Here is a 24,935-nt window from a genome sequence, read left to right on the forward strand (position 1 = left end):
TGGGAAACCGCGTGTGCCTACGAACCCCGGCATGCGATGGTTGCAGTGAGCCGTGTCACACCGACCGCGGGCTGGCCGGCGTGCGATCCGCATTGTCGCGGGGCCGCCCCGCCCAACGGGCACGGCTGCGACGAGAGAGGCAGTGCCATGCAGGCTCAACGCAGCGCGCCACCGATCGAACGGAGCCGGAGCACCGACGACCCTCAGGGCGGCGGCACCACCGGGCCGGCCACCCCCCTGGCGATCTGGGGCGCTGCCGCCATGCTCGGCCGGATCGGCACCGACGAGGACGACACCGAGTACGAGCGACACATCCTGCGTGGCTTCGAGTAGCCCGAGCCCGTTCGGATCCTGGTACGAGCGGCACCTCGATGGGCCGTTTCCTGCCAGGATCTGCCGGCTGGCAGCGGCGGGTCAGAGCCAGCCGCGGCGCTTGAAGATCAGATAGAGGGTGCCGCAGACGAGCGCCATCAACCCGACCGCGAAGACGTAGCCGAACCGCCAACGCAGCTCCGGCATGTGCACGAAGTTCATGCCGTAGACGGTGCCGATCAGGGTCGGGGCGAACAGGATCGCCGCCCACGAGGAGACCTTCTTCAGCTCCTCGTTCTGGGCGTAGCTGGCCGCGGTGAGGCTGCGCATCTCCTCGTTCTGCTGCTGCGAGACGAGGGTGGCGTTCACGGCGAGGATGTTCTGCAGCAGGTGTCGGAAGCTGTCCACCCGCTCCACCACCTGGGTGAGGTGGTCGGTCACGTCCCGCAGGTAACGCTGCAGCTCCTCGTCGCTGCCGTACTTGCCGGAGCCGGCGGCGAGCGCGCCGAGCACCCCGAGCAGCGGGCGCGCCGCCCGCTGGAACTGGATCACCTCGCGGCTGAGCCCGTAGATTCGCCGGCTGGCGTTCGGGTCGCCGCCGAAGACCTCCGTCTCGATCTCGTCGATGTCGTTCTCCAAACCGGCCACCACCGGGGCGTACCCGTCGACCACGTGGTCAAGGATCGCGTAGAGCACCGCCTGGGGGCCCCGGGCCAACATCCCCGGCTCGTCCTCCAGCCGCCGCCGCACGGCGGACAGCTGCGGCGCTTCGCCGTGCCGGACGGTGATGACGAACCCGGGGCCGATGAAGAGGTGCACCTCGCTGAACTCGACCTCCTCGCGCTGGTCGAGGTAGCGGGCCGCGCGCAGCACCACGAAGAGCGTCTCCCCGTAGCGTTCCAGCTTCGGCCGCTGGTGCGCGTTGATCGCGTCCTCCACGGCCAGGTCGTGCAGCCGGAACTCCCGTGCGAGCGAGATGATCTGGTCGCTGTCCGGCCGGTACAGCCCGATCCAGGCCATCGAATCGGTCAGTTCCTGCAGGCAGCGGTAGGTGTCGGCGAGGGTGGACGGTGACGCGCGCCGGCGCCCTCGGGTGTAGACGGCGCTGTCGATCAGACCGCCGAAGGGGGTCGCCGGCTCTTCCGGCTCCCGTCCGCTCGGGCTGACCTCGTTTTCGTCCAGCTGGCGGCCGAAGCCGCCCTCCGGGCGGGGATCGTTGTCGACCATGACCACCTCCCCGGACGTCCCGGTGGGGTGGCCGCGCCGGTCCGCGCCACCGGCCGGCCGGGTCGAGGCCGGGCTCACCTGGGGCGGCTGCATCCCCGTTCCGCCCCGGCCGAAACCCGCACGGCGGTCGCGCTCAGCCTCGACGGCCGGCGCGTACCCGCTGGCCGTCGAGGCGCCGCAAGCCCGTCCCGCCCCGTAGATCAGCCGGTGCCTCAGCCGTCGAGCCGGCGGACCATGTTCATGATCGTCTCGACCTGCGCGCCACCCTTGATCGGGTAGTTCGTCGCGCCGAGGTAGCCCCACCAGTCCCAGCACCCGTTCGGGTTCGCGGTCGAGGTCGTGGCCTGCGGATAGAGCACGATCGTGTTGTTCGTGTCGGCGTACTGGTTGAGGTTGGCGCGGTCGACGAAGGCGGTGCCGACCTTGCCGTACCCCTGCAGGCAGCCGTGCAGCGCGACCAGCAGCCGGCAGGACTGGCCGGCGGCGCACGATGCCGGGACGTAGGCGAAGCCGGCGGTGTCCATGCTGATGCCGTTGGCCCAGCCGTTGACCGCGAAGGTGTTCTGGGCGAAGCGGGTGAGCGTGCCGCGCAGCGGCCCGGTGTTCGGCGCCTGCACCGAGCCGAACAGCTTGCGCAGGAAGGCGCCCTGCGGGTCGGTGCCGCAGTCGTTGAGGAAGGGCGAGGCGGTCACCGTGCAGCCGCCGGTGCCGTACGGGGTCACCCAGGCGTGGCCGGCCGCGGAGCCGCTGTCGTACTGCACGCTGGCGCCGAACCGCTGGTGGTAGCGGACCAGGTCGTCGGTGACCGACTTCTTCACCGTGTTGTCGGAGTTGCCGTGGAAGACGTACGCCGGACGGGACGCGAGGTTGGCCACCGGGTCGATCCAGCCGTACGACGCCCAGGTGCGGGTGTAGGTCTCGAGGTTGGCCAGGTACGTCGGGTAGATGTTGTCGCCGCACGCGTAGAGGGCCTGGCTGACGGTGTTCTGCGCGCAGTAGTACGGGCCGGCGGCGAAGATCGCCGAGCCTCGGATCCGCCCGGAGTACGCCACCTGGAGCTGAGTGGCCAGATACCCGCCCGAGGAGACCCCGGCGACGTACACCGCGGAGACGTTGTACGTGTTCAGCGAGCCGGCGACGGGCGGCACGGTGTACGGCGTGCCGGCCGCGTGCGCGGCGCTCGCGGGAGGCACGGCCAGCAGCAGGCCGACGGCGGCGGCCAGCGCCTTCCACCACACTCTCATGATCCACTCCTGTCGCCCGGCACCGGCGACGCCGGCGTGCGCCGACGGTACCGAGACATACATCACAGTCCATATGCGCGCGGGCCACACAACCGGCCCTCCGGGGATGTCGTCGGGCCACCGTGACCGCCGGTCGGGTCCCTGTGTCGGATTGGCGGCGACGGGTATCCGAAAACGCCGGCAGACCGCCGGGCACCGCCGAACGCGGGAGGCCACCCCCAGTGTCATCCGGTTCCGAGGAGCAGCGCGCACCCACCCGGGACCGCCCGGAGCGGACCGAACGCCGCGAACCGGAGCGCTTCACCGAGCACGACGACGACGCGCTGACCGACGAGGAAGCCCGGGTGCCGGACACCGCGCGGACCGAGCAGGAGTCGCCCGGCGGTTAGTCTGCTCACTTCGCGAGGCGAAAGTTTGCACGGACTGAAAGATCGTTCCTAGGGTTACCCGGTGATGGCCGAACCCTCCCCCGCCGCGCCCGGACTCCGGGACCGCAAGAAGCGGCAGACCCGCGCCGCGCTGGCCACCGCCGCGCTGCGGCTGGTCGCCGAGCGCGGGCTGGAGCAGGTGACGGTGGAGGAGATCAGCGCCGCCGCCGACGTCTCGTCCCGGACCTTCTTCAACTACTTCCCGAGCAAGGAAGACGCGCTGATCGGCGACCAGGCCGTGCAGAGCGCCCAATTCGTGGCCCGCGTCGCCGAGGTGCCGCCGCAGGTGCCCGCCCTCGCGGCCATCCGGACCGCCCTCGCCGAGGTCATCGACGAGATGCAGGCCGATCGTGAGCTGTGGCTGCTGCGGATGACGGTCGTCACGCAGCACCCGGCCCTGCTGCCGCGCCTGGTCACGGTGGGCGCCGAGGCGGAGCGGGCGATGATCGAGGTGGTGGCCGGCCGGGTGGGCGTATCCCCGGAGCACGGCTTCCCGACCCTGCTCACGACCGTCACCGGCGCCGCGTTCCGCACCGCCATGCTGCGCTGGGCCGCCGCCGGCGGCACCCGGTCCCTCGCCGACCTGGTCGACGAGGCGTTCGACGCGCTCGCCGCCGGGCTGGCCGACCCCGGCCCGAAGACCTGATCCCCTGACCGCTCCCGCCACAAGTTGAGGAAACGATGTCCGCATCAACCGTGCCCGCCGATCCCGTCGAGGTCGGCCCGGCCCGCATGTCCCGCCGCGAGGTCCTCCAGGCCCTCTCCGGCCTGATGGTCGGCATGTTCGTGTCGATCCTCGCCTCCACGGTCGTGGCGAACGCGCTGCCGCGCATCATCGCCGACCTGAACGGCAGCCAGACCGTCTACACCTGGATCGTCACCACCGAACTGCTGGCCATGACGGCGACCGTGCCGCTCTGGGGCAAGATGGCCGACCTCTACAGCAAGAAGCTGCTCATCCAGTCGTCACTGGCGCTCTTCGTGGCCGGCTCGCTGATCGCCGGCTTCACGCCGAACGTCGAGGTGCTGCTGCTCAGCCGGATCGTGCAGGGCATCGGCGCCGGCGGCATGACCGCGCTCGCCACCATCGTCATGGCCGCGATGATCCCGCCGCGGGAGCTCGGCCGGTACGCCGGCATCTTCGGCGCCGTCTTCGGCGTCGGCACCATCGCGGGACCGCTCATCGGCGGGGTCCTGGTCGACACCTCCTGGCTCGGTTGGCGCTGGTGCTTCCTGATCGGCGTCCCGTTCACCATCCTGTCGATCGTCCTGCTCCAGCGGACGCTGCACCTGCCCGTCGTCCGCCGCCAGGTGAAGATCGACTGGCTCGGCGCGGCGCTGATCACGGCCGGCGTGTCGCTGCTGCTGGTCTGGTCGTCGCTGGCCGGTCACCACTTCGCCTGGGCATCCGGCTGGACCGCGTTGATGGTGGCCGGCGGTCTCGTACTGCTGGCGGTGGCGGTGTTCGTCGAGTCCCGGGCCGCCGAGCCGATCATCCCGCTGGACATCTTCCGCAACCGCACGGTCTCGCTGGCCACCGTCGCCAGCGTGCTGGTCGGCGTGGCCATGTTCGGCGGCACGGTCTTCCTGTCGCAGTACTTCCAGATCTCGCTGGGCAAGTCGCCGACGGTGGCCGGCCTGATGAGCCTGCCGATGATCTTCGGGCTGCTCGTCTCGTCGACCGTCGCGGGTCAGCTGATCACCAAGTACGGCCGCTGGAAGATCTTCCTGGTCGCCGGCGGCGCCATCATGACGGCCGGGATGGTGCTGCTCGGCACCATCGACGCGCAGACCAGCGTCTTCGTCCTGTCGATCTACATGGCCGTGCTCGGCATCGGCGTCGGCATGCTCATGCAGAACCTGGTGCTGGCGGCGCAGAACGACGTGCCCGCCCACGAGCTGGGCGCGGCCACCTCCATGCTGACCTTCTTCCGGAGCATGGGCGGCGCGATCGGCGTCAGCGTGCTCGGCGCCGTCCTGGCCAACCGGATCACCGATCTGATGGCCGAGAAGCTCGGACCCGCGGCCGCCGGCGGCGGTTCCGGGACGCAGGTTCCGGACCTCGCCACGCTGCCCGAGCCGGTGCTGCGGATCGTGCAGGGCGTCTACGGCACGGCCACCGCCGACCTGTTCCTGGTGGGCGCGCCGCTGGCCCTGCTCGCGATGGTGGTGGTCATCTTCATCAAGGAGAAGCCGCTGCACACGCTCAGCGGCGACGAGCGGCGGGCCCAGGAGGAAGCCGCCGCGCAGGCGGCCGGCGTCTCGCACTGAGACCCGGCCGGAAGAGGGTTCCGCGGCGCCGGCACCGCGCCGCGGAACCCCCTCCCGCCACGGCCGGCCGCGCGACGATCCTCGCGCGGCCGGCCGGCTTGCATCCGGTACCCGGATACGGGCTTACCGTCGGAGGATGACCCCGAACGACGAATGGGTGCCGCCGGCGTGCACCCTGCCCACCGCGGAGCGTCCGGTGCGGCTCACCGAGTTCGACGACCTCTTCACCGTCGCGCTGCGGGGGCAACGCCGGCTGGCGCCCACCCGGCTGCGGTGGTGGCTCGACCCGGCGGCCGGTCCCACCGCCCGGGAACTGGCCGGCCGGGAGAGCAGCTGCTGCGCGTTCTTCTCCTTCACCGTCCGGCCGGTCGAGGGAGCGGTGCAGGTGGACGTCGCCGTGCCGGCGGCGTACGTCGACGTCCTCGACGCGCTCGCCGCCCGGGCGGTCAGCCGGATGTCCCGGTGAACGGCCTGCGCAGCGGCCAACTGGCCGAGGCCGCCGGGGTGAACCCGCAGACGCTGCGCTACTACGAACGTCGCGGCCTGCTCGCCGAGCCGCGGCGCACCCCGGGCGGGCACCGGCTCTATCCGACCGAGGCGATCACCCTGCTCCGGATGATCAAAGCGGCGCAGCGCCTCGGGTTCACCCTGGACGAGATCGCCGCCCTGCTCGCCACCGGCCGCCGCCATCCCGGCCGGCGCCGAAACCCCGGTCTGCGCCCCCGCGCCGAGGCGAAGCTGGCCGAGGTGACGGCCCGGATCACCGATCTGCGGGACGTCGCCGACTCGCTGCGTGCCGCGCTGGCCGCCGGCTGCGACGACCTGGCGGAGTGCGCCGCCCAGCCGGCCTGCCCGATCCCGTTCCCCACGTCGGCGTCCGGCGTCGGCGCAGGATGAGCGGCGGCATGCCGTCGACAAGGACGAGGAGAGCCGGAAGCTGCGACCCCCGGGCGAGCCACGCCCAAGCGCCGGCGCCCCGCCGGCCCGACGTCGGCGGCGGCCCGCTAGTCGAGTCGCTCCGGTGTCACATCCGGCCCCGCGGTGACGCTCAGGGTGACGACGGTACCGGCATCGGAGGTGTGGACCGTGACGTCCCGGCAGAGCTGCTGCACCAGCCAGAGCCCCCGCCCGCCGAGGGTGTGCGGCGTCGGCAGCCGAGGTGTGACGTTGGCCGGGATCCCGCCGCCGCTGTCGCGGACCGTGACGGTGACCGTGCCCGGTGCGGGGGCGAGGGTGACGTCGGCGGCGCCGCCGCCGTGCTGGATCGCGTTGATCACGACTTCGTTCACCGCGATGGTGAACTGTTCCGCGTGTTCGGGCGCCAGGCCGGCACGCAGGGCCGCGCGCGTCACCCGGTGGCGGACGTCAGCCACGCCGTGCGGCGTGACACCGCGTATCGTCGCCGCAGCCGGATCCGCATCCGGCTGATCGGCTGATGTCACATCCACAACATCCTCACCGCCGGAGCCTAGCCGCCACCAGCTCTGCGCGCCCGAGTGGCCGCAGTTGCCGGTGCCCCACTATAAAGTCAGCACGACCGTCCGGTCCGGGGACGCGAGAGGAGGAGTTCGGCGTGCCGTTGTCATTGTCCAGCCACCGCACGGCCGACGCCGCCACGATTGCCGTGCGGGGTGAGGTCGACCTTTCCACCGCCGACGACCTGGAGCGCGCGGTCGCCGCCGCGGCGCAGGAGGACGCCCCCGCGATCATCGTCGATCTCGGTGGGGTGACGTTCCTGGACTCCGCCGGGATAAACGTCCTGCTGAAGGGGCGGCGGCTCGCCGACGAGCACGGCAAGCCCTACCACGTGACCGGCGCCCAGGGTATGGTCCGTCAACTCCTGCGGATGACCGGGGTGTGGGAGCATCTCGCCACGCCGGCCAGCCGGTAGTGGTCGCGGCATGGACGCTGTCCGCCAGGTCGAGGATGCGATGGTGATGAGCGGCGACGTGTCACGGGCCGGCAGCGAGGAGAAACTCCGCCGGCTACAGACCATCACCGATGCCGCGCTCTCCCAGCTGGGTGTGGAGGATCTGCTCGACGAACTGCTGGAGCGGACCCGTGACCTGCTTCAGGCCGACACCGCCGCGATCCTGCTCGTCGATCCCAGCGGCACCGAGTTGGTCGCCACCGCCGCGAGCGGCCTCGAGGAGGAGGTGCGGCAGGGCGTCCGGCTGCCGGTCGGCCGCGGCTTCGCCGGCTCCGTCGCCGCCCGGGGCGAGCCGGTCATGCTCGATCAGGTGGACCACACCAACGTCCTCAATCCGATCCTGCTCACCCGCGGCGTGGTCTCCGTCCTCGGCGTACCGATGCTCAACGGCACCCAGGTCATCGGGGTGCTGCACGTCGGGACGCTGACCCCGCGACGGTTCACCCACGACGATGTCGAGTTGCTCCGACTGGTGGCGGACCGGGCCAGCCTCGCCACCCAGGCCCGGCTGTCGCGGCTGGACCGCGCCGCGGCGGTGGCCCTGCAACGCAGCCTGCTGCCGGCCCGGCCGCAGGCGGTGCCGGGGCTGGACGTCGCCGCCCGCTACGTCCCCGGCGCCGCGGTGGGCGTGGGCGGTGACTGGTACGACCTCTTCGCGCTGCCGTCCGGGCAGATAGGGTTCGCCATCGGCGACGTCGCCGGCCACGGCCTGCGGGCCGCGGTGGTGATGGGCCGCATCCGCAGCGCCCTGCGTGCCTACGCGTTGGAGACCGACGACCCGGCCGACGTGCTCACCCGCCTCGACCGCAAGGTGCAGCTCTTCGAGCCCGACGTCATGGCCACCGTGCTCTACGCCGTCCTGGACCCGAGCACCGGCAGCCTCACCCTCTCCAGCGCCGGACACCTGCCGCCGGTGCTCACGGAGCCGGACGAGCCCTCCCGGCTGATCGCCGTCGCCCCCGACCTGCCTCTGGGCGCGTACCGAAGCGCCCGCCGGCACAACACCCCCGCCTCCCTGCCACCGGGCGGCTGCCTCTTCCTCTACACCGACGGGCTCGTCGAGCGACGCACCCGGCCGCTCGACGACGGCGTCGAACTGCTCCGCGCGGCGCTGACCTGCGCGCCGGCCGACACGATGTGCACCACGGCGATGGCGGCGCTGCTCGACGAGGCGGCGGCCACCGACGACGTCGCGGTGCTCGCGGTACGTCGCACCGGGGAGAAGTCGGCGGCCTGAGCGCCGGCGACGTCCCGGCCACGCGTCGCGGACCGCGGTGACCGTTTGCCCTCCCGGCAGGCGGGTAGACGCCGCTATTCCTCGCAGAGAAAGGCCGCGAAGGTGGAGAACAGCGAGTTCATCGACTCGGTGGCGAAGCGCCTGCGCACCTCGGCCGAGCAGGCGACCGCCATCACGCGTGCCACGCTCACCACGCTGGCCGAGCGGATCGAGGGGGGCGAGGCGAAGGACCTGGCCGCTCAGCTCCCCGAGGAGTTGCGGGGATACGCGTACGGGCCACCCGGTGAGACCGGCCGGTTCAGCTTCAACTCCTTCATCTCCCAGGTGAGCGGGCGCGCCGAGGTGGATGCCGCGGCGGCCCGGGACGGGGTGCGGGCCGTCTTCGACACGCTCCGGGAGGCCCTGCCACCCGGCGCGTACGACGACATCGTCACCCAGTTGCCCCAGGAGTTCTGGCAGCTCACCGACTCGGCGGGCCGCTACGACCGGCGCGGCGGCTGAGCGCCCGTACCCGGTGCTCAGATGGCGGTGGCCTGGGAGACCTTCCACTCGCCGTCGACCGGCACCAGGGTGAGCACCACCCGGTTCTGGTCGACCTTCTCCCCCGCCGTGCTCACGTTGCGGCGGTACTGGTTGAGGTAGACGAGCAACTCCACCCGGTCGGTCTCCGCGCTGACCACCCCGGTGGCGGAGACCTCGGCCAACACCACCGCCTGCTGCTTGCCGGCCGTCTCCTTCAGGGTCACCGTGGTCCGCGCGTACTCCTCCGCGAAAGCGCCGGTGGCGAAGGTCCGCCCGTTCGCCACGCTCTCGTCGAACGTCCGGTAGTCGTACGAGAAGATCGCCTTGGCGGCGGCCGGCGCGGTGGCCAGCGCCTGGCGTACGGCAGCGTCGCGCCGCTCGGCGGCCCGGTCGCCGTACCAGGCGAGACCGGCCGCGACGGCCGCGAGCAGCGTGGCGGCCACCAGCACCGGCACCAGCCGGACCCGGCGGGGTCGCCAGGGGGCGCGCGCGGCGCGGCCGCGGCGCAGGAGTGCGGGGGTACGCATCGAGAACCTCCTCCGGTCAGCCGACGAACTGGAGCTTCGCCACGAGCCACGCGCCCGAGTCCCGGTCGCGTACCAGGTCCAGCTGGATCCGGTAGTGCGACGGACGGCCCTCGGGCGCCTTGACGTTGCGGACGGTGGCGTCGACGGCCACCAGCGCGACCGCCCGCCGCCGGTCGCCGGAGACCAGGCCGGCCCGCAGCACGGTGCCCTGCGAGTCGACCTTGTTCTCCACCACGGCGGTGCGGACCTGCGCCTGCCCCCGGGTGAACTCCTCCTTGAAGTCACCCGTCGCGCCCGCGGTGATCCGTTGCAGGTCGCGGTCGACGCTGGCGGCGCTGACCGAGACGAAGTTGACGCTGGCCTGCCGGGCGGCGGCCAGCGCGGCCTGCCGGGCCTGCTCGGTGGCCCGGGCGGTGTACCAGCGGTGCCCGTAGACGCCGGCGCCGGCCAGGGCGGCGGCGAGCAGCACCACCAGCAGACCGGCCAGGGCCCGGCGTCGCCCCGACCCGGCCGGCGCGTCGCGGTCCGGTTCCGCGGCACCGTCCGGGCCGTCGGCGGTCGCGCCGTCGGCGGTCGCGCCGTCGGCGGTCGCGCCGTCGGCGGTCGCGCCGTCGGCGGTCGCGCCGTCGGCGGTCGCGCCGTCGGCGTCGGGGTCCGGTAGGTCTTCGACCTCGGCCGGATCCCCGACGACGGTCAGGTCCGCAACCTCCGTCGGGTCCTGCACCGGCTCCCGGTCCAGCCGTCCCAGCACCTCCTCGATGCCGCCGGCCGGCGCGGGCAGTCGACGGGTGACCACCCGGCGCTGCGCCGGGCCGCCGCTCTTCGCGCCCTTGATCACCCGGAGCGTCCGCTCCCTGCGGATCGGCATGCCGCCACCTTCCTCTCCGACGCCGGTCACGGCGTCACCCCGGCGAGCAACAGCTGCTTCCACGACTGCTCCCCCGCCGTGCGGTACTGCCCGCCGGTGCCGCCGAACTGCAACGGCCGGCCGTCCGGGCCGAGCACCAAACCGGTCGCCGGGTCGTATCCGCCCGGGGCGGCCGGCCCGGCGGCGGGCGGCGGGGCCGGCTCCCGCCCGGACGGTCGTGGCGCGTTGCCGGCGCCGCGGACGTTTCCGCCGGCCGCCCGGTCCCGGTCGGTGCAGCGGGTGCCACCGCCGGCGTACACACAGGACGGCGGGTCGTTGACGTTGAGCACCAGGCCGAAGTGGGCGGTACCGTCGCCCGGGGTGACGGTGAAGCCACCGGCCACCGCGATCGGGTAGACCACCAGCAGCTGCTCGATCCCGGGCAGTCGGCGGGCGGCGATCCCGTTGACGGTCACCAGGTTCCCGAGCAACGTGCCGACGGTCGGATCCAGCCCGCGCAGCAGGGCCCGCAGCTCCGCACCCGCGGGCGGGCCGTCGGCGAGCAGCCGGCGCAGGTCCTCATCGGCGTCGCGGACGGTCTCCGCCAGCGCCGCCAGCCCCGCCGACCAGCGCCGCAGCGCCTCGGCCGACTCGGCCTGAGTGCTCAGCACGGTACGCCCGTCGCGGATCAGCGCCAGCGTCTCCGGCAGCCGGGCGGTGGCGTCGGAGAGCAGCGCGTCGCCGGCGTCGAGGATCCGGGCCAGCGCCTGCTCGTTGCCCTCGAACGCGGCGCCCAGCTCGCTGATCAGCACGGTCAGGTCGTCCGGGTCCACCGACCGCACCAGCGCGTCCAGGTTGGTCAGCAACGTCTCCGGGGCGAGCGGCACGCCGGTGCGCTCGGCCGGGATCACCGCGCCGTCGGCGAGGTACGGCCCGCCGTCGCGTTCCGGCCGCAGGTCGACGTACTGCTCGCCGACCGCCGAGCGGTGCGTCACCACGGCCCGCAGCGCGCTCGGAACCCGTACCTCCCGGCGGATCCGCAGCTGCGCCCGAACGCCGTCGTCGCGCAGGTCCACGGCGGTGACCCGGCCGACCGGCACCCCCCGGTAGGTGACCGGCGCGTTGGCGAAGATGCCGCCGGCGCGGGCGAGGTCGAGGTGGACGAGGTAGCTGCCGCCGAGCAGCCGGTCGCCGAGCCCGACGTAGCGGACCCCAACGTAGGAGATGCCGAGCAGGCTCACCACGACGAACGCGAGGACCTGGAGCTTGGCGGTACGTCCGATCACGGCAGCAGCCCTCCGCCCAGCACGTCCGTCAGGTCACCGATCAGCCCGGTCACCGCGCCGGTCACCGGCAGCACGCACGGCGCGGTGAGCACGGTGCCGGGCAGCAGCTCCGTGCCGGCCGGAAAGGCGGTGCCCGGGGGTACGAGTCCCTTGGGCAGGATCAACCCGCCGAGCGGCACCTTCGAGCCTGGCTTGAGCAGTTCGCAGCCCTTGGGCAGCAGACAGTCCTTCGGCGGCTTCCAGGTCGCCGGGAAGTCCTTCAGGTCGGGCAGGCAGCGCAGCAGCGGCAGGTCGGACCCGGGCCGGCTGCCACCGTCGGAGCCGCTGCCCGGGCGGGGACGGGGGGTGCCGCCACCGGCGGGCGATCGTGCACCAGGACCCGTCCCGCCCGGTCGCGCCGCCGGCCCGGCCGGCGTCGGCGCGGCGGCCACCAGGTTGGCCAGGATGCTGGCGGCGTCCAGGTCGGCGGTGACGGCCAGGTTGACGAAGTCGCCGACGATCGCGCCGGTGACGTTCGGCGGGAAGGGGAACGACAGCATGAAGTCCAGCGACTTCGGCAGGTTGTCGCCGGCCCGGGCCAGCTGCTCCAGGATCGGTTGCAGCGCCCGTACGCTGGCCAGGGTGTCGTCGCGGCTGCGGTTGACCACCGTGGCGCCGACGCGGCCCAGCTCGCCGAGCGCGGTCAGCGCCTCCGTCAGCTGGGTGCGCTGCTCGGCCAGCACCGTCAGGCCCGGGGCGAGGGAGTCGAGCGCCTCGCCGACCACCTGCCGCTGCCGGCTCAGCCGGTCGCTGAGCCGGTCCAGCGCCTCGATGGCCCGGACCAGATCGGCCTTCTGCCGCTCCAGCCCGCCGACGAACGTGTCGAGCTGGCCCAACGCGTCACGGACGGCCGGTTCCCGCCCGTCGAGGGCCTGCCCGAGTTCGCTGGTGATGGTCCGCAGCTGGGCCAGCCCGCCGCCGTTGAGCAGCAGGCCCAGCGCCGCCAGCACCTCCTCGACCTCGGCGCCGCGCCGGGTGCGGGACAGCGGGATGACGTCGCCGTCGCCGAGCCGGCCGGCGTCGGCTCCGGTGGCCGGCGCGGCCACGGTCACGTACTTCTCGCCGAGCAGGCTGCTCTGCCGCACGGCGGCGGTGGCGTTGCCCGGTAACCGCACCCCCCGGTCGATGCGCAGCCGGACCCGCGCGGTCCACCCGGCCAGCGAGATCTTCTCGACGCTACCCACCGTCACGTCGTCGACCTTGACGGCGGCCTGCGGCACCAGGTCGAGGACGTCGGTGAACTCGGCGGTCACCGTGTAGCCGTCCCCGGCCGGGGCGCCGCCGGGCAACGGCAGGTCGGCCAGCTTCGGCAGGCCGCACCCGGCGGGCAGCAGCAGTACGACGAGCGCACCCGTCAACGCCCGCGCCAGCCGGATCCTCATGCGGGCCCGCCTTTCGTTCGCGACTGCGGGGCTCACCGGACACCTCGCAGGATGCCGCCGAGGGTGAGGTCGCGCGTGACGTCGGGGCCGCCCGCCGCCCCGTCGGGGCCCGGTCCACCGGAGGAGGGGACCGGAGGCTTTACCGGTGGGGTCGGGCCCTTCGGGGCGCCGGGCGGCAGCTTGAGGAGCTTGCGGAGCTGGTCGGTCATCGGCAGGCCCCGCGCGTGCAGGGTCTGGGCGAGCGCCTTGCAGGTCTCGGGGACCTTGGCGCCGGGCAGCTGGTCCACGATCAGCGAGCAGACGAAGCCGGCCGGGTCGTACGGGCCCATGACGTTGTCGCGGGTGTCCAGGGTGCCCGAGCGGGGGTTGTAGGCCAGGGCGAGGTTGTTCACGGTCAGCGGCGCCACGTCGAGGATGTCGATGACCGCCTTCTGCTGGCGGACGAGCACCCCGGTGATGTCGGCGAGCGCGGCGACGTTGCCGGTCAGCTCGTCGCGGTTGCCCCGGACGAAGGCGGTGACGTCGGCGAGCGCGGCGGCGAGGTTGCGCAGCGCGGCGGCCAGCTCGTCGCGTTCCCCCGCGAGCTGCTCGGCGACGTCCGCGAGCTGCTGGGAGAAGCCGCGTACCTGCTGGTCGCTGCGGGCCAGCGCGGTGGTGAACCGTTGCAGGTTGGCCACCGAGCCGAACAGGTCCTGCCGGCCGTCGGCGAGCGTGTCGAGCGCCCGGGACAGGTCGGCCAGGGTGCCGTGCAGCTCGTCGCCGTTGCCCTCCAGGTTGGCCCGCCCGGTGGTCAACAGGTCGCTGAGCGCCCCGTCGGCGTTGGCGCCCTGCGGCCCGAGCGCCCGGTTGAAGTCGTCGAGCGCCCGGTAGATGTCGTCGATCTCCATCGGTGCGGCGGTGCGCTCGGCGGGGATCTCCGCGCCGTCGCGGAGCGCGACGCCGCCGGCGAAGGCCGGGGCGAGCTGCACGTACCGGTCGCTGACCACGCTGGGCGGGATGATCAGCGCCTGGGCGTCGGGGGGGACGCTCACCTGCGGGTCGTAGCGCATGCTCACCCGGACCACCCGGCCCTGCGGGGTGACCGACTCCACCTCGCCGACCCGCACCCCGAGCACCCGGACGTCGGAGCCGGGGTAGATCCCGACGGCCCGGGTGAAGTAGGCGACCACCCGCCGCTGCGGCGACTCCTGACGCCACAGCACCAGGCCGGCGGCGAGCGCGGTCAGCAGCACGGTGGCGGCGGCGACCGGTCGGCGCCAGCGTCGGATCGGGCCGGGCATCAGCGACCTCCCGTCGGCACGTACGGCTGGAGCAGGCCGCTGAGGTAGGAGTCGAACCAGCGGCCGTTGCCGACGACGTTGGCGAAGGCGGTGACGAACGGCGCCATCCGCTGGACTGTCTGCTCCAGCTCGTCGCGGTTGCGTTGCAGGACGGCGACCACGTCGCGCAGCTTGCGCAACGCCGGTTCGAGCTGGGTGCGGTTGTCGGCGACCAGCCCGGACAGCTCGGTGGCCAGCTCGTCGGTGCCGACCAGCAGCCGGTGGATGGCGTCCCGGCGGCGGCTCACCTCGGCGAGCAGCGCCTCACCGTCGGCGACCAGCCGGCGGAACTCCTCGTCCCGGGTGGCGAGCACGTCGGTGACCTGCCGGGCCCGCCCGAGCAGCGCCCGCAGCTCCGCGTCCCGCTCGGCCACCGTCCGGGACAGCCGGGAGAGCCCGACCAGGGAGGAGTTGACGCTGCCGGGGGTGTCGGCGAAGGTCTCGGAGAGCGTCGTGAAGGCCGTCGCGAGCTGCTCGGTGTCGACCTGGTCGAGGGTGTCGGCGAGCCCGGTGACCGCCTGCACCACGTCGAACGGCGCGGCGGTGCGCTCCAGCGGGATCTGTCCGTCCGCGGGCAGCCGGTCCGGTCCGGCCGGGGTCAGGGCGAGGTACTTCTGGCCGAGCACCGTTTTGATCCGGATGGTGGCGCCGGTGTCCCGGCCGAGGCGGACGCCGTCGTCGTCGACCCGGAACCGGACCCGCACGTACGGCTGTGGGCCGGTGGCCAGCTCGACCGCGGTGACCGCGCCGACCCGGACCCCGGCCACCCGTACCTCGTTGCCGGCGACGAGGCCGCTCGCGTCGTGGAAGGCGGCCTGGTAGGAGCGGCCGGTGAGCGCGGCCAACCGGTCGAGCTGGAAGGCGCCGAGCAGGACGGTGGCGATCACGGCCAGCCCGACCGCGCCGACGACGACCGGATTGCGTTCCCGGAAAGGTCTCATCGGCTTCCTCCGGTGGCGCAGCGGGCGGCCGGGGCGCTGAGGGTCGCCGGGTTGAGCGGGGCGTGCCCGGCGACCGCGACGCGGCCGTCGAAGTCGCAGAGGTAGAAGTTGAACCAGGAGCCGTAGGAGGCGACCCGGGTCAGCGACTCGTACCGCTCCGGCAGCCGGCCCAGCGTGCCGTCGATGACGGCGGCGTTGCGGTCGAGGGTGCCGGCGAGGTCGCCGAGCGCGCGGACGTCGGCGGCGAGCGGCGGGCGCGCCTCGTGCAGCAGCCCGGCGGTGACGTCGGTGAGTTCGCCGAGGTTGACCAGCGCGTCGCCGATGGCGGTCCGGTCCGCGGCGAGGCCGGAGACGAACTGCTGCATCTGGGCGATCGTCCGGTCGAGTTCGGCGTCCCGGCCGGCCAGCGTGGCCAGCACCTGGTTGAGGTTGGTGATCACCCGCCCGATGACGGCGTCCCGGTCGGCCAGGGTGTTGGTCAGCGACGCGGTGCGTTGCAGCAGGCTGCTGACGGTGCCGCCCTCGCCCTGGAACACCTGGATGATCTCGTAGGCGAGGGTGTTGACGTCCGCCGGGCTCAGCGCGGTGAAGAGCGGCCGGAAGCCGTTGAACAGGGTGGTGAGATCCAGCGCCGGGGTGGTCTGGGCGAGTGGGATCAGCCCGTCCGCGCGCAGCGGACGGCCGTCCCCCGGCCCCTCGGTCAACGCCAGGTACCGCTGGCCGACGAGGTTCCGATAGCGGATGGTGGCCCGCACGCCGGTGGCGACCGGCAGGTCGGCGGTGACGGTGAAGGACACCTCGGCGACGGTGTCGTCGACCACCCGGATGTCGCGCACCGTGCCGACCCGGACGCCGGCGACCCGCACGTCGTCGCCGGGGAGCAGCCCGGTGACGTCGGTGAACCGGGCCCGGTAGCCGACCCCGCCGGGCGGGAAAGCGCCGAGGGTCTGGGCGAGCAGCGCGGTGAGCAGCACCGTCACGGTGGCGAAGATCAGCAGCTTGACGAGTGGGGCCACGGTCTTCCCGGTCATCGGGCGTTCACCACCCCACCGCGCAGCAGCGGCCCCCAGAGCAGGACCGCGATGTCCGGCACCTCCGCCGGCAGGGTGCCGGTGAGGGCGCCGACGAGCGGCTTGACCAGGGCCCGCTCCTCGCCGGTGCCGGCCTGGCCCATCTCCGGGGAGGCGCCGTCGTTGGCGGGAACGGCGGCTCCGGCCGGGCCGGCGGGCTGCTTGCCGGGTACGCCGACCGGCAGCAGCGGGCGCGGGCGGGCGAGGGAGTAGTCGTAGCCGTCGTTGACCGGGTGCTCGGGGGCCGGGACCTTCGGGTGCGGCAGGCCGTAGCACTGTGGACCGTTGCGCGCGCCGTACACCGGCTCGTCCCGGCCGGGCTGGTACGGCCCGCCGTCCCGGGTGACCTCCAGTGTGATGTGCATCCGTCCCCCGGCGAAGACCTCCTCGACCCGGGGTTGCAGGGCGACCAGACCGTCGACCAGGCACGGGTACTCGGGGGCGTAGGTGGCGAGCAGCTCCAGCACCGGCCGGCTGACCGCGCCGAGCCGGATGAGCTGGTCGCCGTGCCGGTCGAGGAAGCCCGTGGCGACCTCGGCGGTGCCGGTGGTGTCGGCGAGGAAGGCGGCGAGCTGAGTCCGCTGGTCGGTGACGGTGCGGGCGGTGACGCTGACGTCGCGCAGCAGGGCGAGCAGGTCGGGCAGCGCCGCGTCGTAGCTGTCCAGCACGGTGGCGAGCTTCCGGACGTCCTCGACGATGGTGGGCATCGCCGGGTTGAGCTGCCGCAGGTAGGCCCCGAGCCGTTCGATGTTCGCCCCGAGCTGCTCACCGCGCCCCTCCAGCGCGGTGGCGAGCGCGCCGAGGGTCGCGGCGAGCTGGTCGGGCTGGATCGACTGGAGCAGCGGCAGCGCCTCGTCGAGCACCCGCTCCAGCTCTACGGCCGTGCTGCTGCGGTCCTGGTCGATGACGGCGCCGTCGCGGATCGGCGCGGCGGCGCCGCCGCCGGGCGGGACCAGCTCGACGTAGCGTTCGCCGAAGAGCGTCTTGGGCAGCAGGCGGGCGGTGACGTCGGCGGGGATCCGGCCGATGGTGGCCGGGTCGAGCGCCAACCGCAGCACCGCGCCGTCGCCCGCGCTGCGCACCGAGCGCACCTCGCCGACCAGCACGCCGCGTACCTTGACGTCGGCGCCGTCGCCGAGCTGCAACCCGGCGCGGTCGGCGTGCAGGGTGACCCAGGCGACCGGGGTGAACGCCTTCCGGTAGTGCAGCACGGACCCGGTCAGCGCCGCGGTCAGCGCGGCGACGAAGACGATGCCGAGGATGCGATGTCTCATGCTCACCCCGCGATCCGGACGGTGGTGGTCGCGCCCCAGATGGCCAGGGACAGGAAGAAGTCGACGATGTTGACCGCGACGATGGCCAACCGGACGGCCCGCCCGACGGCGACGCCCACCCCGGCCGGCCCACCGCTGGCGGTGTAGCCGTACCAGCAGTGCACCAGCACCACGATCACGCTGAACACCAGCACCTTGCCGAAGGACCAGAGCACGTCGCCCGGCGGCAGGAAGAGGTGGAAGTAGTAGTCGTAGGTGCCCGCCGACTGCCCGAAGTAGAAGACCGCGATGGTGCGGGTGGCCAGGTAGCTGGCGAGCAGGCCCACCACGTACAGCGGGATGACCGCGATGAAGCCGGCGATCATCCGGGTGGTGACCAGGAACGGCAGCGACGGCACCCCCATCACCTCGAGCGCGTCCACCTCCTCGGAGATCCGCATCGCGCCGAGCTGCGCGGTGAACCCGCAGCCCACGGTCGCCGAGAGGGCCAGCGCGGCGACCAGCGGCGAGATCTCCCGGGTGTTGAAGTACGCCGACACGAAGCCGGTGAAGGCGCTGCTGCCGATCTGGTTGAGCGCCTGGTAGCCCTGCAATCCCACCTCGGTGCCGGTGAAGAAGGTGAGGAAGCAGATCACCCCGACCGTGCCGCCGAGCACGGCGAGCGCGCCGGTGCCGAAGCTGATCTCGGCGAGCAGACGGACCACCTCGCGCCGGTAGCGGCGCAGCGTACGCGGCGTCCAGGCGAACGCGCGCAGGTAGAAGGCGAGCTGATTGCCCAGATCGTCGAGGAGTCGCAGCACCGCCACGTCAGCTTCCCTTCTGCGGTACGACCTGGAAGTACACGGCCGTGACGATGAAGTTCAGCGCGAAGAGCAGCATGAAGGTGATCACCACGCTCTGGTTGACCGCGTCGCCGACCCCCTTGGGGCCGCCCTTCGCGTTCATCCCCTGGTACGAGGCGACCAGCGCCGCGGTGGCGCCGAAAAGCAGCGCCTTGACCTCGCCGACCAGCAGGTCGGGCAACTGCCCGAGCGCTTGGAAGCTGGCCAGGTACGCGCCCGGCGTGCCGCCCTGCAACACCACGTTGAAGGTGTAGCCACCGACCACCCCGACAACGCTGACCAGCCCGTTGAGCAGCACCGCTACCAGCATCGAAGCGAGCACCCGGGGCACCACCAGGCGCTGGATCGGGTCGATGCCGAGGACCTGCATGGCGTCCAGTTCCTCGCGGATCTTCCGCGAGCCGAGGTCGGCGCAGATGGCCGACCCGCCCGCCCCGGCGATGATCAGCGCGGTCACGATCGGGCCGGCTTCCCGGACGACCGCGAGCACCGACGCCGCGCCGGTGAACGACTGCGCGCCGAGCTGGCGGACCAACGAGCCGAGCTGGAGCGCGATGACCGCGCCGAACGGGATCGACACCAGCGCGGCGGGCAGGATGGAGACCGAGCTGATGAACCAGGCCTGCTGGACGAACTCCCGGACCTGCACCGGCCGGCGACCGAGCGCCCGCAACGTGTCCAGGCAGAACGCGAAGAACTCGCCGGACCGGCGTACCGCGCTGACCGGGGCGCTCACCGGGTGCCGCCCTTGCCGGCCAGCTCGGCGGGGCTCCGGCCCGGCTCGCTCGACGCAGCCTCGGCACCGGCGAAGGAGCCCGGCGGCGGGGTGACCCCCTGCTCGCGGCACCACTGCCCCGCCGGGCGCTCGGCCCGCCGGGGCCGGCCGTCCGACGGCGGTAGCTGGAGCGGGATGGGCGGCAGCGGGGGCAGTTCGACGCCCGCCTGCGCCTCCGCCGCCAACTCCTCGGCGTCCTTCTCCTCGGCCATCCCGATCGGGCCGACCCGCTGGGCGTTCAGGAACTGCCGGACCACCGGCTCCGTGCTGGAGAGCAGCATCTCGCGGGGGCCGAACATGGCCAGGTGACCGTGGTAGATCAGGCCGATGTTGTCCGGCACCGTCCGGGCGGTGTTGATGTCGTGCGTGACGATCAGGAACGTCGCGTCGGTGCGCTGGTTGAGGTCGATGATGAGCTGGTTCAGGTACGCGGTGCGCACCGGGTCCAGCCCCGAGTCGGGCTCGTCGAAGAGGATGATCTGCGGGTCGAGCACGAGCGCCCGGGCCAGCCCGGCCCGCTTGCGCATGCCACCGGAGATCTCCCCGGGCAGCTTCCGTTCGGCGCCGACCAGGCCGACCATGTCCAGCTTCTCGCCGACCACCGCCCGGATCTCCGCCTCGGTCTTGCGGGTGTGCTCGCGCAGCGGGAAAGCGACGTTGTCGTAGATGGTCATCGAGCCGAAGAGGGCGCCGTCCTGGAACAGCACGCCGAAGAGCTTGCGTACCTCGTACAGCGCGCGTTCGGAGAGCCGGGGCAGGTCACGGCCCTCGATGACGATCGAGCCACGGTCCGGGCGGAGCAGCCCGACCAGGGTCTTGAGGAACACCGACTTGCCGGTTCCGGAGGGACCGAGCAGCACCGAGATCTCGCCGGCCGGCAGGGTGAGGCTGATGTCGGACCAGACCGGCTGCCCGCCGAAGGACTTGGTCAAGCCGCGCACGGCCACCTCGACACCCATGGTCCCCTCCCCTCTCGCCGACGCCCGGTTCCGTCTCGTTACTGGGGACATCGCGCCGGAGGGTCCGAATGCAACACACTTCTTTGCGGCACAGTTAGGTGACGCAGAGTGAGCTAGGCAAATCGGCGGCCGGCTCGATAGCGTGCCGTTAACCGGCCGGTAACGAAGGTGCCCCGCCACGCGATGACGACCACGATCGAGCCCCAGCTCGTCCGCCGGGCCGCCCAGGGCGACCGGACGGCCACCGCGATGCTGCTCGCCGACGTCCGCCCCGGGCTGGTCCGCTACTGCCGGGCCCGACTCGGCCGGATCGGCGGCGCGTACACCACAGCCGACGACGTCGCCCAGGAGATCTGCATAGCCGTGCTGCACGCCCTGCCCCGCTACCGCGAGCAGGGCGTCCCGTTCTCCGCCTTCGTCTACGCCATCGCCGGGCACAAGGTGGCCGACGCGCAGCGGGCCGCGCTCCGAGCGGCCTCGCTGACCGCCACCGACCCACCTCCGGAGACCCCCGACGCGGAGCCGGGCCCGGAACAGCGGGCGGTCGCCACCGACCTGGCCCGCCGGTTGTCGGGGTTGCTGGAGCGCCTGCCGGAGGCGCAACGGGAGATCGTCGTGCTCCGGGTGGCGGTTGGTCTCTCCGCCGACGAGGTCGGCGCCATCGTCGGCATGTCCGCCGCCGCCGTCCGGGTGGCCCAGTCCCGTGCGCTGGCCCGGCTCCGCACCCTGGCCGGCGACTCACTCGACGAGGTGGCGGCATGACCGAGCAGACCCGGGCCGGCGGTGACGAGCTGGACCTGGCCACGATCGCCCGGGACGACCAGCTCCTCGACGCGCTGAGCCGGGGCGAGCCCGGGCCGGCCGGTGACGACGTCGCGGCGATGCTGGCCGCCTGGCGCAGCGATGTCGACGGCGACCGTGAGCAGCGGCTGATCCGGGCGGGCGGGGAGGCCCCACCTCCGGTCCCGGCCCCCGGACCGACGCCCGTCACCCGGGGCGCGCTGCGCCTCGCCGCCGCCGTCGTCACGCTCCTGGTGATCGCGACCGGGCTCGGGGTGGGCAGCCGCCACGCCGGTCCGACCAACCCGCTCTGGTCGCTGACCCGGGTGCTCTACCCCGAACAGGCACAGGTACGCAGCGTCGAGGACGGCATCGCCCGGGCTCGCGACGCGGTCGCGGCGGGCCACCTCGACGAGGCGCGGCACCTCATCGAGCAGGCCCACCGGGAGCTCGCCGGGGTGACCGATCCGGCCGTGGCCGCACGGCTGCGCGCCGAGCTCGACGCGCTGGACCGCGAACTGCTCGCCGCGCTGCCAGCTCCGCCGCCCGCGCCGGTCCCCTCGGCCGGCGCCCCGACGTCCCACCCCTCGTCGACCACCGTTCCCACGCCGAGTGACAGCGGCGCTCCGACGCCGTCCGCGCCCGGGCCGGCGCCGTCGTCGCGCGGTCCGGGCCTACCCGGGCTGCTCCCCCTGCCACCGCTGCCACTGCCCACATCGGACCCGGACAGCGACCCGCCGACCCTGCCGCTGCCCTCGCTGCCCCTGCTGCCGCTGCCCACCGGCATCCCGCTCGGCTGACCGGCCGGCGCCGGCCGACCGGGCTTGTCAGAGACATTCGCATTCTCGGATGATGTGACGGGCACCACTGTTGCCGTACCTTCAGGGGGGAGGTGGGGATGGCAGCCACGGAGGGTCCCGTCGCACATCGCGCCATGGACGGCCGGCGTTTCCTGCTCAGCGGCTCACTCGACTTCAGCGCGCCGTTCACCTCGGTGGTCGAGCTGACCGTCGCCGGCCGGCCGCACGAGTTCACGGCCGGCTCGGTCGGCCTCGTCGACGACCTGGCGGAGGCGCTGGGCGCCACCGACTTCGACGAGGTGCTCAGCTACCAGGGCGGCACCCTGATGACGACCCGCGTGCGGTCGCACGACGCCCAGATCCGGCTCGACGAGGAGCGGCTGGTGGCGGCGTGGCGCGGCCGGCGCTACTGCTTCCTCACCCAGATCTACGGCGCCACCACGAGCGATCTGCTGGCGATGCTGCGCACGCTGCGGATCGTCGAGCACGACGACGGCCTCGTCGTGCAGCCCAACGCCCGGGCCGGTAGCCGTTTCGTGGCGGCGGCAGCCGTGATCAAGGAGGTGCCCGGCCTCGGCCTGCTGGACATGGCGCCGCTCACCGCCGAGCGCACCCGACAGCTGCCGACGTGGCGCGGTTTGGCCACCGGGGCCGGCGAACTCTTCCGGGACACCCTCTCGGACGGCCGGCCGTACTTCGTCCTCGCCGCGACGGACACCTGGGTGACCGTGCTCCCGCTGGCCGACACGATCGTCGACCAGGTTCCGGAGCTGGTGGGCCGGCTACGTGTGCAAACGGCCAGGTGAGGCGTCGTGTCCACCCTGGTCGCCAGCGTCGCGGCGTACACCGTGCTGCTCACCCTCCTCGTCGCCGTCGGTGAGCACCTGTCGAGACCGGCGGCGCTGGCGACGGCGTTGGCCGCCCACCGGGTGGTTCCCGCGCCGGCCGCCGTCGCGGCGGTCGTCATCGCGGCGGAGGGGCTGCTCGGCGCGGCCGGCGTGCTCGCCCTGCTCCGGGACGACGGCGGCCGGCTGCTGGGCGTGGTCCTGGCCGGCGCTGCCGCGCTCCTCGCCACCTACGCGGGCTACGGCCTCCACGTGCGGTCGACCGGGCGAGCCGTCCCCTGCGGATGCTCGCGGGTCGAGGTGCCGATGAGCGGCTGGGTGGTGGCCCGTGCGGCCACGCTCGCCGGCACGGCCCTGATCGGGTCACTGCTCTCCGGCGCGGTGCTGCCGGTATGGCGGGCCGACGCCGAACTCACGGTCGTCCTGCTCGCCGCGGCGACGTTCACCGCGCTCCTGGCGCAGCTACCCGTCGCCATGCACCAGCCGACCCCGCAGCACCCGCCCACCCGGGTGGGACGAGGAGGCGTACCCGGATGAGTTTCCAGACCAGCGCGCTGATCCTGAGCTGGATCGCGATCCTGCTGCTGGCCCTCGTGGTGTCCGGCCTGGTCCGTCAGGTGCACGCGCTCGCCAACGGCAGCGTCGCCCGCCCCGGGTCCGTCGGTCTGCGGCCCGGCTCGCCGGCGCCTCGGTTCGGCGAGCTGGCCCCACCCTCCCCGGCCACCCTGGTCCTGCTCTTCCTCGACCAGGGTTGCTCGACCTGCGACCACCTGCTCGCCGAGGCCACCCAACAGGCCGACCGCCCCGACGTCTTGCTCCGGGTCCTCTACCGGGAGGCCGCCCCGCCGCACCCGGCCGACCTGCCGTTGACCGTCCTCGGCGAGCAGGCGGACCTGTTCGACCGCTACGACGCCATCGCCACCCCGTTCGCGGTCGTGGTCGACGCGACCGGGCACGTCCGGCGATCCGAAGCCGTCGGCTCCCGGGCGGCCCTGCGGCAGCTGCTCGACCAGGTCGACCACCCGTCCGGCGGCGCGGCCGCGCCGACCGTCCACCCGATCCAGCGGGGAGGCTCGCGGTGACCACTCTCGACACAGTTCCCGCGCTGCGGGGGACGGACCCGGGCACCGGCACGGCGTCCCGGCGGCGCCCGCCGGCAGGCCGGGCCCGGGGCCGGCTCACCGAGTCGTGGGCGCTGTCCCGCCGCACGCTGCTGCAGGCCGGCACCGCGGTGGGCATGGCGGCGCTGAGCATCTTCCCGGCCGCCCGCCGCGCCTACGCCGACGGATACGACATCTACGGCAGCTGCCCGTCGTACGCCAGCGACCAGAACTGTTCGCCCGGCTGCGGTCCGAGCCCGATCTTCGCCGCCGCCTGCAACACCAGCGGCACGTACGCGGGCTTCCACAAGAACGACGGCACCACCTGGAAGCTGCGCCCGAACCAGTGCTACGCCGGCACGTACGACGGCTGGCTGTGGCGCTACCAGGGCGCCTGCGGCGCCTGCGCCTGTTCGGTGGAGCGGCGCTGTCACGACGGCTACCGGAAGACCGGCTCGGGCTGGGTCAGGTCGATCTGCCGCTGGAACACCGACTGCGGGTGCCTCACCTCGGTCAACTGGCCCAGCACCCGCCGCGGCCAGAGCGGCGCGAACGTCTACACCGTGCAGTACCTGCTGACCGCGCGGGGCCACAGCACCACCAAGGACGGGGTCTTCGGCAGCGGCACCGAGACCCGGGTGAAGCAGTTCCAGTCGTCCAAGGGCATTCCGGCGAACGGCGTCGTCGACGCACAGACCTGGCGCCTGCTGGTCTTCACCGTCTCGGCGACCGGCATCACGGTGACCAAGACCGTCGGTTCCCGGACGGTGGTGGTGCACTACCCCTACAACGGCGACGTCGTGCGGGCCGTGCAGCGCCAGCTCAACAAGCACGCGCACGGGCTCACCGTCGACGGCGTCTTCGGTTCGGCGACCGACGCCGCGGTACGGGACTTCCAGCGCCAGAACGGGCTCACCGTCGACGGCATCGTGGGCGAGAGCAGCTGGCGGACGCTCACCGGCGGCGCCGTGTGACGGG

General features: G+C 73.2%; 29 protein-coding genes. 15 read left to right on the forward strand and 14 right to left on the reverse strand.

Annotation, left to right across the window (positions count from 1 at the left end):
- Nucleotides 1-147 precede the first annotated feature (147 nt).
- Nucleotides 148-333 (forward strand): hypothetical protein, encoded by a 186-nt coding sequence (locus AB0C04_RS23900; RefSeq protein ID WP_350873174.1) that lies wholly within the window; start codon nt 148-150, stop codon nt 331-333.
- 81 nt (nt 334-414) lie between these two features.
- On the opposite strand, the gene corA is transcribed toward AB0C04_RS23900, so the two are convergent.
- Entirely contained in the window at nt 415-1,539 is a 1,125-nt protein-coding gene (corA, locus tag AB0C04_RS23905; protein ID WP_357058183.1) for a magnesium/cobalt transporter CorA, read from the reverse strand.
- 212 nt (nt 1,540-1,751) lie between these two features.
- Nucleotides 1,752-2,783 carry a PHB depolymerase family esterase gene (locus AB0C04_RS23910; RefSeq protein WP_357058185.1) on the reverse strand — a complete coding sequence of 344 codons (1,032 nt, stop codon included), beginning with the start codon at nt 2,781-2,783 and terminating at the stop codon, nt 1,752-1,754.
- A 221-nt stretch (nt 2,784-3,004) separates the two neighbouring features.
- Here AB0C04_RS23910 and AB0C04_RS23915 point away from each other — a divergent pair, with 221 nt between their 5' ends.
- The 5 genes from AB0C04_RS23915 to AB0C04_RS23935 all read left to right on the forward strand — a co-directional run bounded on the left by AB0C04_RS23915 (nt 3,005) and on the right by AB0C04_RS23935 (nt 6,379).
- The gene (locus AB0C04_RS23915; protein ID WP_357058187.1) at nt 3,005-3,172 is read left to right on the forward strand and encodes a hypothetical protein; all 168 of its coding nucleotides are present in this window, start codon (nt 3,005-3,007) and stop codon (nt 3,170-3,172) included.
- A gap of 64 nt (nt 3,173-3,236) precedes the next feature.
- Nucleotides 3,237-3,857 carry a TetR family transcriptional regulator gene (locus AB0C04_RS23920; RefSeq protein ID WP_357058189.1) on the forward strand — a complete coding sequence of 207 codons (621 nt, stop codon included), beginning with the start codon at nt 3,237-3,239 and terminating at the stop codon, nt 3,855-3,857.
- Nucleotides 3,858-3,892: 35 nt separating this feature from the next.
- The gene (locus AB0C04_RS23925) at nt 3,893-5,482 is read left to right on the forward strand and encodes an MDR family MFS transporter (RefSeq protein ID WP_357058191.1); all 1,590 of its coding nucleotides are present in this window, start codon (nt 3,893-3,895) and stop codon (nt 5,480-5,482) included.
- A 136-nt stretch (nt 5,483-5,618) separates the two neighbouring features.
- The gene (locus tag AB0C04_RS23930; protein WP_357058193.1) at nt 5,619-5,948 is read left to right on the forward strand and encodes a hypothetical protein; all 330 of its coding nucleotides are present in this window, start codon (nt 5,619-5,621) and stop codon (nt 5,946-5,948) included.
- Nucleotides 5,945-6,379, forward strand: a complete 435-nt coding sequence (locus tag AB0C04_RS23935) for a MerR family transcriptional regulator (RefSeq protein ID WP_357058195.1) — start codon at nt 5,945-5,947, stop codon at nt 6,377-6,379. Before AB0C04_RS23930 ends, AB0C04_RS23935 begins: the two co-directional genes overlap by 4 nt.
- Before the next feature lie 107 nt (nt 6,380-6,486).
- Here AB0C04_RS23935 and AB0C04_RS23940 read toward each other — a convergent pair whose 3' ends face one another.
- Complete coding sequence (locus tag AB0C04_RS23940; RefSeq protein WP_357058197.1) at nt 6,487-6,855, reverse strand: ATP-binding protein; 369 nt, start codon at nt 6,853-6,855, stop codon at nt 6,487-6,489.
- 200 nt (nt 6,856-7,055) lie between these two features.
- On the opposite strand from AB0C04_RS23940, the gene AB0C04_RS23945 reads away from it, so the two are divergent.
- The 3 genes from AB0C04_RS23945 (at nt 7,056) to AB0C04_RS23955 (ending at nt 9,150) form a co-directional block, all read left to right on the forward strand.
- The gene (locus AB0C04_RS23945) at nt 7,056-7,373 is read left to right on the forward strand and encodes an STAS domain-containing protein (protein WP_357058199.1); all 318 of its coding nucleotides are present in this window, start codon (nt 7,056-7,058) and stop codon (nt 7,371-7,373) included.
- A gap of 10 nt (nt 7,374-7,383) precedes the next feature.
- Complete coding sequence (locus AB0C04_RS23950) at nt 7,384-8,649, forward strand: GAF domain-containing SpoIIE family protein phosphatase (RefSeq protein WP_357058201.1); 1,266 nt, start codon at nt 7,384-7,386, stop codon at nt 8,647-8,649.
- A 102-nt stretch (nt 8,650-8,751) separates the two neighbouring features.
- Nucleotides 8,752-9,150: a DUF2267 domain-containing protein gene (locus AB0C04_RS23955; protein WP_357058203.1), complete on the forward strand. Its 399-nt coding sequence runs from the start codon at nt 8,752-8,754 to the stop codon at nt 9,148-9,150.
- 17 nt (nt 9,151-9,167) lie between these two features.
- Here AB0C04_RS23955 and AB0C04_RS23960 read toward each other — a convergent pair whose 3' ends face one another.
- Genes AB0C04_RS23960 through AB0C04_RS24010 form a run of 11 tightly spaced genes read right to left on the reverse strand, consistent with a single transcriptional unit; the run spans nt 9,168 to nt 20,432 of the window.
- Complete coding sequence (locus AB0C04_RS23960) at nt 9,168-9,698, reverse strand: hypothetical protein (RefSeq protein ID WP_357058205.1); 531 nt, start codon at nt 9,696-9,698, stop codon at nt 9,168-9,170.
- 16 nt (nt 9,699-9,714) lie between these two features.
- Complete coding sequence (locus AB0C04_RS23965; RefSeq protein ID WP_357058207.1) at nt 9,715-10,566, reverse strand: hypothetical protein; 852 nt, start codon at nt 10,564-10,566, stop codon at nt 9,715-9,717.
- A gap of 26 nt (nt 10,567-10,592) precedes the next feature.
- Nucleotides 10,593-11,831, reverse strand: coding sequence for an MCE family protein (locus AB0C04_RS23970; RefSeq protein ID WP_357058209.1), 1,239 nt, complete (start codon nt 11,829-11,831; stop codon nt 10,593-10,595).
- Nucleotides 11,828-13,252, reverse strand: coding sequence for an MCE family protein (locus AB0C04_RS23975; protein ID WP_357058211.1), 1,425 nt, complete (start codon nt 13,250-13,252; stop codon nt 11,828-11,830). The genes AB0C04_RS23970 and AB0C04_RS23975 overlap by 4 nt, the downstream gene beginning before the upstream one ends.
- A gap of 32 nt (nt 13,253-13,284) precedes the next feature.
- Nucleotides 13,285-14,532: an MCE family protein gene (locus tag AB0C04_RS23980; RefSeq protein WP_357058213.1), complete on the reverse strand. Its 1,248-nt coding sequence runs from the start codon at nt 14,530-14,532 to the stop codon at nt 13,285-13,287.
- Nucleotides 14,532-15,512 carry an MCE family protein gene (locus tag AB0C04_RS23985; RefSeq protein WP_357058215.1) on the reverse strand — a complete coding sequence of 327 codons (981 nt, stop codon included), beginning with the start codon at nt 15,510-15,512 and terminating at the stop codon, nt 14,532-14,534. The genes AB0C04_RS23980 and AB0C04_RS23985 overlap by 1 nt, the downstream gene beginning before the upstream one ends.
- Entirely contained in the window at nt 15,509-16,543 is a 1,035-nt protein-coding gene (locus AB0C04_RS23990) for an MCE family protein (RefSeq protein ID WP_357058217.1), read from the reverse strand. Before AB0C04_RS23990 ends, AB0C04_RS23985 begins: the two co-directional genes overlap by 4 nt.
- The gene (locus AB0C04_RS23995) at nt 16,540-17,856 is read right to left on the reverse strand and encodes an MCE family protein (RefSeq protein WP_357058219.1); all 1,317 of its coding nucleotides are present in this window, start codon (nt 17,854-17,856) and stop codon (nt 16,540-16,542) included. The genes AB0C04_RS23990 and AB0C04_RS23995 overlap by 4 nt, the downstream gene beginning before the upstream one ends.
- A 2-nt stretch (nt 17,857-17,858) precedes the next feature.
- Nucleotides 17,859-18,662 carry an ABC transporter permease gene (locus AB0C04_RS24000; protein ID WP_357058221.1) on the reverse strand — a complete coding sequence of 268 codons (804 nt, stop codon included), beginning with the start codon at nt 18,660-18,662 and terminating at the stop codon, nt 17,859-17,861.
- A 1-nt stretch (nt 18,663) separates the two neighbouring features.
- Entirely contained in the window at nt 18,664-19,434 is a 771-nt protein-coding gene (locus AB0C04_RS24005) for an ABC transporter permease (protein ID WP_350873196.1), read from the reverse strand.
- On the reverse strand, nt 19,431-20,432 hold the full coding sequence (locus AB0C04_RS24010; protein WP_357058223.1) for an ABC transporter ATP-binding protein: 1,002 nt from the start codon (nt 20,430-20,432) through the stop codon (nt 19,431-19,433). Before AB0C04_RS24010 ends, AB0C04_RS24005 begins: the two co-directional genes overlap by 4 nt.
- A gap of 183 nt (nt 20,433-20,615) precedes the next feature.
- Between AB0C04_RS24010 and shbA the strand changes: the two genes are divergently transcribed.
- The 6 genes from shbA to AB0C04_RS24040 all read left to right on the forward strand — a co-directional run bounded on the left by shbA (nt 20,616) and on the right by AB0C04_RS24040 (nt 24,931).
- Nucleotides 20,616-21,194, forward strand: a complete 579-nt coding sequence (gene shbA, locus AB0C04_RS24015) for an RNA polymerase sigma factor ShbA (RefSeq protein WP_357058225.1) — start codon at nt 20,616-20,618, stop codon at nt 21,192-21,194.
- A complete protein-coding gene (locus tag AB0C04_RS24020) occupies nt 21,191-22,012 on the forward strand; it encodes an anti-sigma-D factor RsdA (protein ID WP_357058227.1) in 822 nt (273 codons plus the stop codon). The genes shbA and AB0C04_RS24020 overlap by 4 nt, the downstream gene beginning before the upstream one ends.
- A gap of 98 nt (nt 22,013-22,110) precedes the next feature.
- Complete coding sequence (locus AB0C04_RS24025) at nt 22,111-22,818, forward strand: hypothetical protein (RefSeq protein ID WP_357058229.1); 708 nt, start codon at nt 22,111-22,113, stop codon at nt 22,816-22,818.
- A gap of 6 nt (nt 22,819-22,824) precedes the next feature.
- Nucleotides 22,825-23,394, forward strand: coding sequence for a MauE/DoxX family redox-associated membrane protein (locus AB0C04_RS24030; RefSeq protein ID WP_357058230.1), 570 nt, complete (start codon nt 22,825-22,827; stop codon nt 23,392-23,394).
- The gene (locus AB0C04_RS24035) at nt 23,391-23,939 is read left to right on the forward strand and encodes a hypothetical protein (protein WP_357058232.1); all 549 of its coding nucleotides are present in this window, start codon (nt 23,391-23,393) and stop codon (nt 23,937-23,939) included. Before AB0C04_RS24030 ends, AB0C04_RS24035 begins: the two co-directional genes overlap by 4 nt.
- A complete protein-coding gene (locus AB0C04_RS24040; RefSeq protein ID WP_357058234.1) occupies nt 23,936-24,931 on the forward strand; it encodes a peptidoglycan-binding protein in 996 nt (331 codons plus the stop codon). The genes AB0C04_RS24035 and AB0C04_RS24040 overlap by 4 nt, the downstream gene beginning before the upstream one ends.
- Nucleotides 24,932-24,935 lie beyond the last annotated feature (4 nt).

It is taken from the genome of Micromonospora sp. NPDC048909 (assembly GCF_040649635.1).
Classification (GTDB): Bacteria; Actinomycetota; Actinomycetes; order Mycobacteriales; family Micromonosporaceae; genus Micromonospora.